This window comes from Pseudomonas sp. Z18(2022) (genome assembly GCF_036346535.1).
GTDB lineage: Bacteria > Pseudomonadota > Gammaproteobacteria > Pseudomonadales > Pseudomonadaceae > Aquipseudomonas > Aquipseudomonas yamanorum_A.
Genome location: NZ_JAOTOA010000026.1, coordinates 1 through 14,575 on the forward strand (window position 1 = coordinate 1; position 14,575 = coordinate 14,575).

The following is a 14,575-nucleotide window of genomic DNA, read 5'->3' on the forward strand; positions in this document are numbered from 1 at the left end:
ACTGTGGTCGAAAAACGGGAAGGGTGATGCGCTGGAGGTCATGCCTTTTCATCCCTGGACTTTGCGAGAGGCCAGAGAGTAAAGATTTGCTATCGGTGAATAATGTCAGAAGATTCCTCTTTACAAGCAAGGCGCTTCCCGTTTCGACTTTTTACAAGTTATCAATGTGCCAGTAGTCCACCCGCAATCCGGTCGCCAGCTCTTTTGCCCTCCCCAACCGAATCGGCCCACGCTCGATATCCACCAGCAAGCCCGGGCAGTCCAGTTGCGGCAACCCCGCCACATCCTTCAGCCGCCCATCCGTGACCACCAGCAAACGCTGCTGCTCCGCCGGATACCGCTTGCGCCGGGCCACCAGCCAATGGCCTGCCTCTGTCAGCGCCGCCAACAAGGGCGTACCGCCGCCTGCACCGAGCCCGTCAAGCCAATGACCAAGCCCCTTAGCCGCCTTTAATCCCTGCACCTGCCATTTCGGCGATTGCCCGCTCGCGGTGAGCAACGCCATGCGCGCCCGCTGCCGATAGGCGTCGTCAAACAGTTGGGCGAGCAACCCTTTGGCATCCGTCAACGCCTGATGCCGCCGGGTGGAGGCCGACGCATCGACAATCACCAGCCACAGTTCATGGGGCGTGCGGCTGCGCAGTTGGTACAGCACGTCTTCACGGCGTTGCGGCCGCCCGCCGAGCAGGGTGCCCGGCCAGTTGATCGAACCTTCGGTCGCGCTGCGCGCCCGCCCTCGCCGGCCCTTGTTCAGTCGACCCGCCTTGGGCCGTGCATCCGCCCCCGCGTCAGGTTTGGGGCGGATGCCTAGGGCTTTTTTGGCCAGGTGGGCACATCTCGGCGAGCGCCTATCGGCAAGGCAGGTGCGGGCATGTCGCCCCATTGGCCCTGGCCTTCCGGCGAATCATCGGGCTTGGGTGATTGACCGCCAGCGGGCGGCGTCGAAGGTGACGATTGCTCCTGGCGACGGTGGCGCAGGGCGAATTCCGCAACGGCTTCGATATCTTCGTCGCCGATGACCGTCGCCCCCCGCCAGGCCGCATGGGCACGGGCGCCACGCAGCCAGACCAGGTCTGCGCGCAAGCCGTCCACGCCAGCGGCAAAGCAGCGTTCGGTAATCTGCGCCAGCGCGTGGTCATCCAGCGGGATGCTCTCCAAGTGCGCCCGCGCCTGGGTGCAGCGCTCGCGCAACGCGGCCTGCTGATCGGCCCATTGCCCACAGAAACCCTGGGGGTCGCTGTCAAAATCCAGCCGGCGACGGATGATCTGCCCACGTTCGGCCGGCTGGGTGTGCCCGCTCAGTGCCACGTTGAAGCCAAAGCGGTCGAGCAATTGCGGGCGCAACTCGCCCTCTTCCGGGTTCATGGTGCCGATCAGCACGAAACGCGCCGAATGCCGGTGGGAAATCCCGTCGCGCTCGATCAGGTTGGTGCCGCTGGCGGCCACGTCCAGCAGCAGGTCCACCAGATGGTCGGGCAGCAGGTTGACTTCATCCACGTAGAGCACGCCGCCGTCGGCCTTGGCCAGCACGCCCGGGGAAAACTGGGCGCGACCGTCACCGAGCGCCGCGTCCAGATCCAGCGTGCCCACCAGGCGTTCCTCGGTAGCGCCCAAGGGCAGCGTGACGAACTGGCCGCTGGCGAGCAGGTCCGCCAGGCCACGGGCCAGGGTGGACTTGGCCATGCCACGCGGACCTTCGATCAGCACGCCGCCGATCTTCGGGTCGATGGCGGTCAGGCACAGGGCCAGTTTCAGGTCATCGGCACCGACTACGGCGGACAGCGGGAAATGCGGGAGGTCGGTCATCAACTGCCTTCTTCTATATCCAACAACAGGTTTTCCAACGCCTCGCGGTACGCCCCGGGCTCCTGCCACATGCCGCGCTGCTGGGCTTCGAGCATGCGCTCGGTCATGTCCCGCAGGGCATCCGGGTTGTGCTGCTGCACAAACGCCCGGGTGTCCGGGTCGAGCAAATAGGCGTCGGCCAGCAACGCGTACTGATGATCGTCGATCAGCGCCGTGGTGGCGTCGAACGCGAACAGATTGTCCACGGTGGCCGCCATCTCGAACGCGCCTTTATAGCCGTGGCGCTTCACCCCTTCGATCCACTTCGGGTTGGCCGCCCGGGCACGGATCACCCGGTTCAACTCCTCCTTCAGCGTGCGCACCTTCGGCAGGTCCGGCTGGCTGTGGTCACCATGATAGCTGGCGGCCTTGTCGCCGCTCAGGGTTTCCACGGCGGCGAGCATGCCGCCCTGGAATTGGTAGTAATCATTGGAGTCGAGCAAGTCATGCTCGCGGTTGTCCTGGTTCTGCAACACCGCCTGCACCTGGCTCAAGCGCTGGGCAAACTGTTCGCGGGCGGCGGTGCCTTCGTCGGAGCCGCCATAGGCGTAGCCGCCCCAGTTCAGGTAAACCTCGGCCAGGTCTTCGCGGCTCTGCCAGAGGCGCCCGTCGATTGCGCCCTGCACGCCGGCACCGTAGGCACCGGGCTTGGCGCCGAAGATCCGCCAGCCGGCCTGCTTCGCCGCGGCTTCCTCGTCCAGGCCCGACAGGCGCAACGCCTCACGCTCGCTGCGCACCTTGGCCGCCAGCGGGTTCATGTCATCCGGTTCGTCCAGCGCCGCCACGGCCTGCACCGCCGCGTCGAACAGACGGATCAGGTTGGCGAACGCATCGCGGAAGAACCCCGACACGCGCAACGTCACGTCCACACGCGGCCGGTCCAGCAGGCTGATGGGCAGGATTTCAAAGTCATCCACCCGCTGGCTGCCCGTGGCCCACACCGGGCGCACGCCCATCAGTGCCATGGCCTGGGCGATGTCGTCACCGCCGGTGCGCATGGTGGCGGTGCCCCACACCGACAGGCCTAGCTGACGCAGATGGTCACCGTGGTCTTGCAGGTGACGCTCCAGAATCAGGTTCGCCGACTGGAAACCGATGCGCCAGGCCGTGGTGGTCGGCAGGTTGCGCACATCCACCGAGAAGAAATTCCGCCCGGTCGGCAACACATCCAGGCGGCCTCGGCTCGGCGCACCGCTAGGGCCGGCGGGCACAAAACGCCCGCTCAGGGCATCCAGCAAGCCGCGCATTTCCGCCGGGCCGCAGGCATCCAGGCGCGGCGCGACGACAATGCGCAGGCTCTCGATCACCGACTTCACGTCCTCCCAGCCCGGCTCTTCAAGCTGTTCCACCGGCCCTTCCAGCGCCTGCTCGATCAGGCGGGCGGCATACAATTCGAGGCGTTCGCGGGTGTCGCCCGCGGTGCGCCACAACTGCGAGTCAATCTTCTGCATTACCAAGGGGCGGCGCCCGGTCCAGGGTTCGGCCAGGGCGCAATCCAGCGGGTCGAAGCCCAGCTCAAAAGCCTTGGCCAATACCCGCAGCAGGCTCGATTGCGGCCCGCGCCCATCACCCCGGGGGATGCGCAACAACGCCAGCAAGGTGTCGATGCGCATGCGGCCTTCAGGTGACTCACCAAAGATGTGCAGGCCATCGCGAATCTGCGACTCTTTCAAGTCACACAGGTAAGTGTCCAGGCGCGGCAACCAGATCGCGGCGTCGGCGTCGCTGTCGAGATTTTCGTCGAGGGCCAGTTCCTGGTCGATGCGGGTTTCGCGCACCAGCTTGAGGATGTCCTTCTGCAACTCGCGGGCACGCCGTGGGTCGAGCAATTGGGCTTCGTAATATTCGTCAGCCAGTAATTCAAGGTCGCGCAACGGCCCGTAGGTCTCGGCGCGGGTCAGCGGCGGCATCAAGTGGTCGATGATCACCGCCTGGGTGCGCCGCTTGGCCTGGGCACCCTCGCCCGGGTCGTTGACGATAAACGGGTAGATATTCGGCAGCGGACCCAGCAGTGCGTCCGGCCAGCAGTTCTCGGAAAGCCCGACGCCCTTGCCCGGCAGCCACTCCAGGTTGCCGTGCTTGCCGACGTGGATAACGCCATGGGCACCGTAGGTCTGGCGCAACCAGAAGTAGAACGCCAGGTAGCCGTGGGGCGGCACCAGGTCCGGGTCGTGATAGACGGCGCTGGCGTCCACCTGATAACCCCGGGCCGGCTGGATGCCGACGAAGGTCAGGCCAAAGCGCAGGCCGGCGATCATCATGCGCCCGTCGCGGAACATCGGATCGGTGTGCGGCGTGCCCCAGCGCGCCAACACCGCCTGGCGGTTGGACTCGGGCAAGCGGTTGAACATCGCTTCATAGTCATCGAGCGCGAGGCTTTGGTGGCACGGGCGCAGGTCGAGGCTGTCGAGGTCGTTGCTGACACCGCCCAGCAGTTCCTGGATCAACGCCGTGCCGCTCTGCGGCAGCACGTCCGGCAACGGATAACCTTCGGTCTTCAAGGCCCGCAGGATATTCAACGCGGCGGCCGGGGTGTCGAGCCCCACACCATTGCCGATACGCCCGTCCCGGGTCGGGTAGTTGGCGAGGATCAGCGCAATGCGCTTTTCGCCATTGGGCACCCGCGCCAGTTCGACCCAGCGCCGCGCCAGCTCGGCGACAAAGTCCATGCGTTCCGGCTGCGCGCGATAGCACACCACATCAGACTGGCTGCGCTCGCTGCGCCAGGCCAGGTCCTTGAAGCTGATGGGCCGGCTGATGATGCGCCCGTCCAGCTCCGGCAAGGCAATGTGCATCGCCAGGTCCCGTGGGCCGAGACCTTGCTCGCTGGCCTGCCAGCCGGGCTCGTTGTCCTGGGCGCAAATCGCCTGAATCACTGGAATGTTGCGGCGAAACGGCCGCAGGTGCGGCGCTTCGGGGCTGGATTGGGCAAAGCCGGTGGTGTTTAGAATCACCGAGGCGTGCACTTCGTCCAGCAGGTCCTCGACCACCGTCAGGCAGCCGGGCTCTTTCAGACTGGCCACCGCCATCGGCAACGGATTAAGACCCGCCGCCTGCAAGCGCTGGCAAAAAACATCGATAAAGCCGGTATTGGCCGCCTGCAAGTGAGAGCGGTAGAACAGCACCGCCGCCACCGGAAAACCAGGTTGCCAGTCCACCTGCCAATCGTTGAGACGGGCATTGGCTTTGTGCGGGTGATAAATCGCGGTACGCGGCAGGGTTTGCGGTTCGTCCCAGGCGTAATCGCGACCCAGGTAGCCGGCCGCCAGGCAACGATAAAAGTCCAGCGCGTTACCCAACCCGCCCTGGCGCAGGAAGTGCCAGAGCCGGTCACGTTCCTCGGCGCCCACGGTGCTCAGGCCGCTGAGTTCCGGGTCCGGGCGATCATCGCCCGGCACCAGGATCAGCTGCACACCGCGCTCGGCCAGTTCAACCAGACGCTCGATACCGTACCGCCAATAACCAATGCCGCCGTGCAGCGAAATCAGGATGACTTTGGCGTGGCGCAGCACCTCGTCCACATACAGGTCGACCGAGGCATGGTTCTGCACCTGCATCGGGTTGGCCAGGCGCAGGCTCGGGTAATCCTCGGGCAACTGCTGAGCCGCTTCGGCCAGCAGCGCCAGGCTCGAGTCACCGCTGCACAGGATCACCAGCTCGGCGGGGGTTTGGCCAAGGTCGGCAATGTTGTCATCCGAGACGAAACCGCCGGGCTGGGTCCTGAGCAGGTGCATGGGTTAAACGCTGAGGGCAGCGCGCAATTGCGCTTCGAGCAAGGCGGCGTCCAGTTCCTGGCCGATCAGCACCAGGTGCGTGGCGCGTGGCTCATCGGCGCGCCAGGCGCGGTCGAAGTGCTTGTCGAAACGCGTGCCCACACCCTGGATCAGCAGGCGCATCGGTTTGTTGGGGATCGCGGCGAAACCCTTGACACGCAGGATGCCGTGCTGGACCACCAGTTGGGTCAGGGCGTCGAGCAGCAGGCTTTCGTCGGCCTGGGGCAGTTCGATGGAGATGGAGTCGAAGGCGTCGTGGTCGTGGTCGTCGTCTTCACCTTCATGGTGATGATCGTGGTGGCTGTGGCGGCCGTCGATGTGCTCTTCGGAGCCGGCGCCCAGGCCGATCAATACGTCCAGCGGCAGGCGACCGCTGCTGGCTTCAATGACTTTTACCGCTGGCGGCAGCTCTTCGGCCACTTCCAGGCGCACACGGGCCAGGTCTTCAGGGCTGATCAGGTCGCACTTGTTGAGGATCACCAGGTCGGCACTGGCCAACTGGTCGGCGAACAGCTCGTGCAGTGGGGATTCGTGGTCCAGGTTCGGGTCGAGTTTGCGCTGGGCGTCGACCTGGTCCGGGAACGCGGCGAAGGTGCCGGCGGCCACGGCCGGGCTGTCGACCACAGTGATCACCGCGTCAACGGTGCAGGCACTGCGGATTTCCGGCCACTGGAACGCCTGGACCAACGGTTTTGGCAGGGCCAGGCCCGAGGTTTCAATGAGGATATGGTCGAGGTCGCCGCGGCGCGCCACCAGTTCGCGCATCACCGGGAAGAATTCCTCCTGGACGGTGCAGCACAGGCAACCGTTGGCCAGCTCGTAGACGCGGCCGTTGGCTTCTTCCTCGGTGCAGCCGATGGAGCATTGCTTGAGGATTTCACCGTCAATGCCCAGCTCGCCGAACTCGTTGACGATCACTGCAATGCGGCGCCCCTGGGCGTTGTCCAGCATGTGGCGCAGCAAGGTGGTCTTGCCCGAGCCGAGGAAGCCGGTAACGATGGTGACGGGGAGTTTGGCCAGTGTTTTCATCGGATGCCCTTTGGGGCGGGCATACGGGACGAGTGGCCCTGCGCGGGTGCGCAGAAGCAGAATTCGCCACCGGATCACCCCGCCCGGTTGAAGTAGAAAATCGGTTGCGAGGCAGGTCTCCTGGCTTGGGGCTTGCCGGCGATGAAGCCGGCGCTGGCTGCGCCTTCCCGCCTTGTTCAGGCAGTGGCGTGGCAGTCAGATAAACCCTTTACAGTTGCGGGGGCAGCCGCGGCATTGACCGCGTTCCCTTCTTAGCTTCGACCTGGGCCGAAGAACCTCGAACGTGCAAGGCTACGCAGTGCGCGGGGACGGGTCAATGTCCGAGCGCTTGGCGCGAAGCAGCGCCAGGCGCTCCAGCATGCCCTCGCTCGCTGCCGGCCCGGCTTGCACGCTGCATTGCTCGACGGGCACGCGCGCGCCGCTGCCGGCTTCCACCACGGCCACTTCCACTGGGCGCCGGGTTTCCCGGTCGACCAACTGCAGGCTTTCACCTTCGGTGGCGAAGTGGCGGTTGCCCCAGCCGATAAACGCCATGATCACCACCCGGAAGTCCTCGCCCATAGGCGTCGGCACGTACTCGAAACGCGGCGGCCGCTCGCTGTATTGCCGGCGCGCAAGCAACCCCGCCTCCACCAGGCTGTTGAGCCGGCGCGTGAGCATGTTGGGGGCGATCTCCAGGCTCTGGGAGAACTCGTCAAAACGCCGCAAGCCTTGCAGCGCATCGCGCATGATCAGGATGCTCCACCACTCGCCTACCCTTTCCACTCCACGGGCTACCGGGCATTCGGCATTCACCAGCGACTTACGTTGCATTGCAGTTCCTCTGTGGGGCGGCCCCGAAAATTTAAGCTGTTCGATGTTACTTTCATAATGATAGTTTCGTCGCAGCATTGCTACCAAACTGAAATTGCGGAGCTAAGCGATCATGAATAAGCGAATTGTTGTGACCGGCATGGGTGCAGTGACCCCGCTGGCAACCGGCGTGGAACAGACCTGGAAACGCTTGCTGGCCGGCGAGTCCGGCATCCGCCGGCTGCCCGAGGAATTGGTCGGGGACCTGGCAATCAGCATTGGCGGCCAGGTGTTGGGCCGTGATCAGGACCCACACGCCGGTTTCGACCCCGACAGCGTGATCTCCGCCAAAGAGCAACGCAAGATGGATCGGTTCATCGTGTTTGCCCTCGCCGCTGCGCAGGAAGCCTTGGCGCAAGCCGGCTGGGCACCGCAAACCCCGGCGCAGCAAGAACGCACCGCAACCATTATCGCCTCCGGCGTGGGTGGCTTCCCCGCGATTGCCGAGGCAGTGCGCACCGCGGACAGCAAAGGGCCGCGCCGCCTGTCGCCATTCACGATTCCGTCATTCCTCGGCAACATGGCCGCCGGGCATGTGTCGATCCAGCATCATCTGAAAGGCCCGCTGGGTTCCCCGGTCACCGCCTGCGCCGCCGGCGTGCAAGCGATTGGTGATGCCGCACGGATGATCCGCGCCGGCGAAATCGACATCGCCGTATGTGGCGGCGCCGAAGCCTGCATCCACCGGGTCAGCCTCGGCGGTTTTGCCGCGGCGCGTGCGCTGTCCAGCGATTACAACGACACACCGGCACTCGCTTCGCGCCCGTTCGATCAAGGCCGCGATGGGTTTGTAATGGGCGAAGGCGCCGGCTTATTGGTGATCGAGGAACTGGAGCATGCGCTGGCCCGGGGCGCGACGCCGATTGCGGAGTTGGTGGGTTATGGCACCAGCGCAGACGCTTATCATATGACGTCGGGGCCGGAAGATGGCTCGGGTGCCCGACGGGCGATGGAATTGGCGATTGCCCAGGCCGGGATCACACCGGCACAGATCCAGCACCTGAACGCCCATGCCACCTCCACGCCGGTGGGCGATAACGGCGAGCTGGCAGCGATCAATACGCTGTTCGGAGCAGACTCGACTGTCGCTATCAGTGCCACCAAATCGGCGACCGGCCACCTGCTGGGCGCGGCGGGCGGGATTGAGGCGATCTTCACCGTGCTTGCCTTGCGCGACCAGATTACCCCGGCCACCCTCAACCTGGACAACCCCGACCCCGCCGCTGCCGGGCTGAACCTGATTCGCGGCACAGCCCGGCAGTTGCCGATTGAATACGCGATTTCCAATGGTTTCGGGTTTGGCGGCGTGAATGCCAGCGTGCTGTTCAAACGCTGGAGTTAAACCGGCGATTTGACGCCCATCGCCCGGCCATGCTCTCCTACACATCTTGTTTCGGGTGCCCTTCACAGGGTGAAACGGGAAACCGGTGAGTCATATGCTTTTATTCAAGGGCATGACGAGTCCGGTGCTGCCCCCGCAACGGTAAGCGAGCGAAGTGTCAGATCCACTGTGTCGTTAAGGCATGGGAAGGCGATGCTTTCAGGCTATACATGCCCCTCGCAAGCCCGGAGACCGGCCCGAAAAAATCAGATAACAAACCCGCGGTGGGCGGGCGCTGTTCAAAACCCTGCGTGCCTGGCTCGCGGGGTTTTCATGCGCTCGTGTCACCCTGAAACCCAGAAGGGACGCGCCATGTCGATCATCACCAGCACCGCCTCTACCGCCAGCACCACCGCCACCCTGAGCCAACGCCTGACCGCCGCCATCGGCGCGTCGATCCTCGGCGCGTGCCTGGTGTATTTCGCCGGGTTCTCGCATATCGAAGCGGTGCACAACGCCGCCCACGATACCCGCCACAGCGCCGCGTTCCCGTGCCACTGAGACCTGCCGACATGATCAAGCGTATTGCGCAAACCGCAGGTTTTACCGGTCTCTTGGCCGCCTTGTTGCTGACCCTACTGCAAAGCTTCTGGGTCGCTCCGTTGATTTTGCAGGCGGAAACCTTCGAAAACGCCCCGGCCGCCACCGAAGTGCATGAGCATGCCGGGGCTGCCGCTCACACCCACGACGCAGAAGCCTGGGAGCCGGAAGACGGCTGGCAGCGTGTGCTGTCCACCACTGGCGGCAACCTGGTGGTTGCAGTGGGCTTTGCCCTGATGCTTGCCGGCCTGTACACCCTGCGTGCGCCGACCCGTACGGCCCAAGGTCTGCTGTGGGGCCTGGCCGGTTACGCCACGTTCGTGCTGGCGCCGACCCTGGGTTTGCCGCCTGAATTGCCGGGCACTGCCGCTGCTGACCTGGCACAACGACAAATCTGGTGGATCGGCACCGCAGCCTCTACCGCCGCCGGTATCGCGCTGATCGTGTTCGGCCGCAATTGGCTGCTGAAAGTGCTGGGCGCGGCGATCCTGGCGGTGCCCCACGTGATTGGCGCGCCACAGCCGGAAGTCCACTCGATGCTGGCGCCAGAGGCGCTGGAAGCTCAGTTCAAGATCGCCTCGCAACTGACCAACGTGGCCTTCTGGCTGGCGCTGGGCCTGATCAGTGCCTGGTTGTTCCGCCGTAACCGTGATGGCCAGTATTCTGCATGATCCTCGCGGTTGGCCTGGGTTGCCAGCGGGGTTGTCCTGTCGACGCCCTGCTTGAGCTGTTCAATGCCGCCCTCACCGAGGGTGGCATTGAGCGCCACCGCATCAGCGCATTGGCCAGTATCGATCGCAAGCAGGATGAGCCGGGGTTGCTCGCACTGTCCCAGGCTCTGAAGCTGCCTTTGACGTTTTTTAATACGGCTCAACTGCTGCCTTATGAAGATCGACTGAGCCATAAGTCAGACACCGTTTTTACCCACACCGGCTGCTACGGCATCGCCGAAAGTGCCGCCCTGGCCCTGGCTGAACACCTGTCCCAGCGCCCTGCCACGCTGTTGATCACGCGCAAAAAAACCGCCCAGGCCACCTTTGCATTGGCTTGCGCCGGCTGAATTCCCGATAATCATCAGCTTCGATCATGAGCAATCTTCATCTGAAGGCCTGCTCGCGTGCTTTTTTTCACAGGAATGTATCCATGACTGTCTTTTTCATCGGCGCAGGCCCAGGCGACCCGGAACTGATTACCGTCAAGGGCCAGCGGCTGATTCGCAGTTGCCCGGTGATTATCTATGCCGGCTCGCTGGTACCGGCGGCGGTGCTTGAGGGGCATCGGGCGGAGTTGGTGGTCAACAGTGCTGAATTGCATCTGGAACAGATCATCGAGCTGATCAAGACCGCCCACGGGAAAGGCCAGGACGTGGCGCGCGTGCATTCCGGGGACCCGAGTTTGTATGGCGCGATTGGCGAGCAGATTCGCCTGTTGCGGGAGCTGGGAATTCCTTTCCAGATCATTCCCGGCGTCACCGCCGTAGCGGCCTGTGCGGCGTTGCTGGAGGCTGAACTGACCCTGCCGGACATTGCCCAAAGCGTGATTCTGACGCGTTATGCCGACAAGACGGCGATGCCCGAGGGCGAGGCGTTCAGCAGCCTGGCGCAGCATGGCACGACCATGGCGATTCACCTGGGGGTGAATCATCTGGAGAAGATCGTGGCCGAGTTGTTGCCTCACTATGGCGCGGACTGCCCGATTGCCGTGGTGCATCGGGCGACCTGGCCGGATCAGGATTGGGCGGTGGGTACCCTGGCGGATATTGCCGGGAAGGTAGCGGCCAAGGGCTTTCGGCGTACCGCGCTGATTTTGGTGGGCCGGGTGTTGGCGAGTGACAGTTTCAGCGAATCCTCACTGTATCGAGCGGGCCACGCCCACCTCTACCGCCCCTGAAGAAACACAGTAAAAATGTGGGAGCTGGCTTGCCTGCGATAGCAGTGTGTCAGCCAAAGCATCCGACATTGACCCACCGCTATCGCAGGCAAGCCAGCTCCCACACTTAATGTAAACTGTCATGATTTACGTGCAAACCACTGAATAAAAAGCATAAAAAAACGGCGCTCACGGGGCGCCGTTTTTTATGTCCGCAGCGAACGCCTTAGTAGTAAGCGTTTTCTTTCTGCGTATGGTCAGTCACGTCACGCACACCCTTGAGCTCCGGAACACGCTCCAGCAAGGTGCGCTCGATGCCTTCACGCAAGGTCACGTCCGCCTGGCCGCAGCCCTGGCAACCGCCACCGAACTTCAACACGGCAATCCCGTCATCCACTACGTCGATCAGGCTCACCTGACCGCCGTGGCTGGCCAGCCCCGGGTTGATCTCGGTTTGCAGGTAGTAGTTGATGCGCTCGTTGATCGGGCTGTCCGCATTGACATTCGGCACCTTGGCGTTCGGCGCCTTGATGGTCAGCTGGCCACCCATGCGATCGGTGGCGTAATCAACCACCGCATCGTCAAGGAACGCTTCACTGAACGCATCGATATACGCGGTGAAGCTTTTCAGCCCCAGCGCCGTATCTTCAGGTTTCTCTTCACCCGGCTTGCAGTAGGCAATGCAGGTCTCGGCGTACTGGGTGCCGGGCTGGGTGATAAAGACGCGGATGCCGATACCCGGTGTGTTCTGCTTCGACAGCAGGTCAGCCAGGTAATCGTGGGCGGCGTCGGTAATGGTTATGGCAGTCATGGAAACTCCTCACAGGCTTGCCGGCAGTTTACGCCAAATTATTACCGAGGTACAAAGTCCTAGTAACTTTGTCGGAAAAGACTTTCGCCCCTGCTCAAAGGTTTTCATAGCGGTTCATATCCAGCACACCCTCTTCCACCGGCGTGGTTTCGCGGATGTACTGCGACAAGTCGTGAAAATACTGCCAGAACAACGGGTGACTGCGGCGAATGCCCCAACGGTCGACAATCTTCTCGAAACGATTGGCGTCCTTGGCATTCTCCATGGCGGCGACAAACGCCGGCACCTGCTCCGCCGGGATGTTGAACATGAAGTTCGGGTAGCTGCTCAGCACGCCGGGGTAGAGGGTCACGGTGTCCAGGCCCGGTTGATAGCGATAAGCCTCACCCAGCATGAACGCCACGTTGCTGTGGGCGCGGTTGCGCAACAGGCTGTACATCTCACGCTTGCCGCTACGCGTCTCGATGCGCAGCATGGTCGCTTCCGGCAACTGGTCGATCACCTTGAGCCCCGCCGCCGGGCGGTTGGTCAGGCGGCTCAGGGCCTGTTCGGCGTCCTGCAGCGCCGGGTCGATACCGGGGCGCGAGCAATAGGCGCTGACGCAGCGGTTGATCGGGTCCGGGCTGGCATTCAAGTCGCCGTAACGGGCCAGCAACTGGTTGGCAAAGTCACGCTTGGGGTCTTTTTCATCGAGCTTGAGCCCGGTGGGTTTGTCGTCGTCAATGGCCTCGTAGTCCAGCCACAGCTTGACCTTGCCGCTGTTCTGGTACCAATCGTCGAGGAAATCGTCCCGGGAATCCGCCGGCATCAAGCGCAGGAAGTTCTGCTCGGCGCCATTGCGGATCAGGTCGAAATACAGGCGCGTCTGCGCTTGGTGGGAAACGTTGCCGAACACGTCGAAATTCACTGCCAGCTGGTAGTAGGTGCGTTCCAGCAGCGGATAGTCGAACAGCCACATCGTCTGCGGCACTTCGCCAATCAGGCCCTTGGTCACCGACGCACTGTCAAAGTGGCGAAAGATCGTCAGCAGCGCGTTGTCATTGCCGGCCCACAGGCTCGACCAGCTTGGCGGCGGCACGTCGGCGTAACTGTCACGGCGAAGCGCTTCGTACTCATTGCGCTTGTCGCGGTATTTGATCCAGAGGCTGAGCACGCTGCCCACATCATCAATTTGCCCTGGCATCGCCAGCAACGGCGTGGCCTGGCCCCGGTAACGGGCATCGGTGATGTACAGGTCGTGGTCGGGATCCTGGAACAGGGTCCAGAAGTTGTCGCGGATCACGTCCGTGGCGATTTGGCCCCGGCATACCGGCCCGCGAATAAAGGTGCGCACGAAGTATTCGGCGTTATCCAGCATGAACTGGTAGCGCGCCTTGGCTGGAATCGCTTCAAACGTCTCGAACGGGTTGGCCCGGCGGCCCGGCCCGTAACCCGGCAAGGCGTGCACCTGCCAGTCGTCGGTGTAGAACAGCGACTTGATCCGGGCCATTTTCTCGGCACTGAACGGATAGGTGATGTGGGTCTTATGCACGATCACGCCCTGCACCGGCCACAGGCGGTAGTAAATCTGGGTGCCCGGGTCGTCGTTGGGGCGGCGGGTGTTGATCAGGTCGATCGGCTGGCCGCTGGGTGTACGCGAACGTACCCACTGGAAGAAATGCCCCGGTTCGCCACCTTCAAAGTAGATGTGGGCCAGGAACAGATGCTCGAACAACCAGCGCGCCACCAGGCTTTCCCGGGCGCCGGGCTGGTTGAACAGGTTTTCCCATTGCTGCACCTGCAGGGCTTCCTTGGCGCTCGGCGCAAGGCCTTGTTCGTCGATCGGGGCACCTGAGGCCAGCCAGCGTTGCAACGTCTGGTATTGCTGGTCGGTCAGGCCGGTGACCGCCAGCGGCATGCCTTCCTTGGGGTGGCTGCCAGCGTAGGCGTTGAACTCGCCCGGCATCGGGCAGGTGTTTTCGCGGTTCAGGCCCAGCACGATGTCGTCGGGCAGCTTGGCGTTGGGCTGCAAGGGCGCGTTATGCCCCAGCTCCAGCATCCGCGCCATCAGTGCGGCCTGGCTGCCCTGGGCGTCGAGCACCGAGTAGAAACCCTTTTGCTGCCAGGCCGCCTTGCCAAAGGCGTCATAGAACAAGCGCGTCGGTTGGCTGGCCTGGCTACGTTCGCCGTCGTACACCGGCACTTTGGTCGCGCCACGTGCGGCCCCTTCGGCGCTGCCCAGGTTGAGCTGGCAGGCCGAGTCGTAGCAGGCGTGGCAGGCCACACATTTCTCGGTGAAGATCGGCTGGATATCACGGGTATAAGAGATCGCCGGAGCGGGACCTTCTGCCTGTGCGGTGAGGGCGAACAGCGCAAACGCGGCGCTGACGATGAGGCGAAGTGACATGTTCCCGGTCCCGATTCAATGCGTGCAGTAAAAAATCCTACGCAATTCTACCGACCTGCAGCGCTCACCAACATGAGCGATATTCATGC

At 63.4% G+C, this 14,575-nt stretch carries 12 protein-coding genes and 2 riboswitches; of the genes, 5 read left to right on the forward strand and 7 right to left on the reverse strand.

Going from position 1 to position 14,575, the window contains the following annotated elements:
* Window positions 1–151 precede the first annotated feature (151 nt).
* From V3W39_RS29565 to V3W39_RS29585, 5 genes are all read right to left on the reverse strand, one after another.
* Entirely contained in the window at window positions 152–754 is a 603-nt protein-coding gene (locus V3W39_RS29565; protein ID WP_330213906.1) for a vWA domain-containing protein, read from the reverse strand.
* 53 nt (window positions 755–807) lie between these two features.
* Entirely contained in the window at window positions 808–1,806 is a 999-nt protein-coding gene (locus V3W39_RS29570; protein WP_330213888.1) for an ATP-binding protein, read from the reverse strand.
* Window positions 1,806–5,579 carry a cobaltochelatase subunit CobN gene (gene cobN, locus V3W39_RS29575; protein WP_330213889.1) on the reverse strand — a complete coding sequence of 1,258 codons (3,774 nt, stop codon included), beginning with the start codon at window positions 5,577–5,579 and terminating at the stop codon, window positions 1,806–1,808. Before cobN ends, V3W39_RS29570 begins: the two co-directional genes overlap by 1 nt.
* A 3-nt stretch (window positions 5,580–5,582) precedes the next feature.
* The gene (gene cobW, locus V3W39_RS29580; RefSeq protein WP_330213890.1) at window positions 5,583–6,647 is read right to left on the reverse strand and encodes a cobalamin biosynthesis protein CobW; all 1,065 of its coding nucleotides are present in this window, start codon (window positions 6,645–6,647) and stop codon (window positions 5,583–5,585) included.
* Window positions 6,648–6,740: 93 nt separating this feature from the next.
* Window positions 6,741–6,942: riboswitch (cobalamin riboswitch) on the reverse strand.
* A complete protein-coding gene (locus tag V3W39_RS29585) occupies window positions 6,939–7,460 on the reverse strand; it encodes a winged helix-turn-helix transcriptional regulator (protein WP_177115713.1) in 522 nt (173 codons plus the stop codon). Its footprint overlaps the riboswitch before it by 4 nt.
* 112 nt (window positions 7,461–7,572) lie before the next feature.
* On the opposite strand from V3W39_RS29585, the gene fabF reads away from it, so the two are divergent.
* The 5 genes from fabF (at window position 7,573) to cobM (ending at window position 11,310) form a co-directional block, all read left to right on the forward strand.
* Complete coding sequence (fabF, locus tag V3W39_RS29590; RefSeq protein ID WP_330213891.1) at window positions 7,573–8,841, forward strand: beta-ketoacyl-ACP synthase II; 1,269 nt, start codon at window positions 7,573–7,575, stop codon at window positions 8,839–8,841.
* Window positions 8,842–8,877: 36 nt separating this feature from the next.
* Window positions 8,878–9,095, forward strand: a riboswitch (cobalamin riboswitch).
* 97 nt (window positions 9,096–9,192) lie between these two features.
* On the forward strand, window positions 9,193–9,381 hold the full coding sequence (locus V3W39_RS29595) for a CbtB domain-containing protein (protein ID WP_177048458.1): 189 nt from the start codon (window positions 9,193–9,195) through the stop codon (window positions 9,379–9,381).
* A gap of 11 nt (window positions 9,382–9,392) precedes the next feature.
* Complete coding sequence (locus V3W39_RS29600) at window positions 9,393–10,091, forward strand: CbtA family protein (protein WP_177079471.1); 699 nt, start codon at window positions 9,393–9,395, stop codon at window positions 10,089–10,091.
* Window positions 10,088–10,480: a cobalamin biosynthesis protein gene (locus V3W39_RS29605; RefSeq protein WP_177115714.1), complete on the forward strand. Its 393-nt coding sequence runs from the start codon at window positions 10,088–10,090 to the stop codon at window positions 10,478–10,480. Before V3W39_RS29600 ends, V3W39_RS29605 begins: the two co-directional genes overlap by 4 nt.
* A gap of 83 nt (window positions 10,481–10,563) precedes the next feature.
* Window positions 10,564–11,310 (forward strand): precorrin-4 C(11)-methyltransferase, encoded by a 747-nt coding sequence (cobM, locus tag V3W39_RS29610; RefSeq protein ID WP_294736326.1) that lies wholly within the window; start codon window positions 10,564–10,566, stop codon window positions 11,308–11,310.
* Between the two features lie 205 nt (window positions 11,311–11,515).
* Here cobM and nfuA read toward each other — a convergent pair whose 3' ends face one another.
* Window positions 11,516–12,100, reverse strand: a complete 585-nt coding sequence (gene nfuA / locus V3W39_RS29615; RefSeq protein WP_003210817.1) for a Fe-S biogenesis protein NfuA — start codon at window positions 12,098–12,100, stop codon at window positions 11,516–11,518.
* Between the two features lie 94 nt (window positions 12,101–12,194).
* Window positions 12,195–14,486, reverse strand: coding sequence for a fatty acid cis/trans isomerase (locus V3W39_RS29620; RefSeq protein ID WP_177048451.1), 2,292 nt, complete (start codon window positions 14,484–14,486; stop codon window positions 12,195–12,197).
* Between the last annotated feature and the right edge of the window lie 89 nt (window positions 14,487–14,575).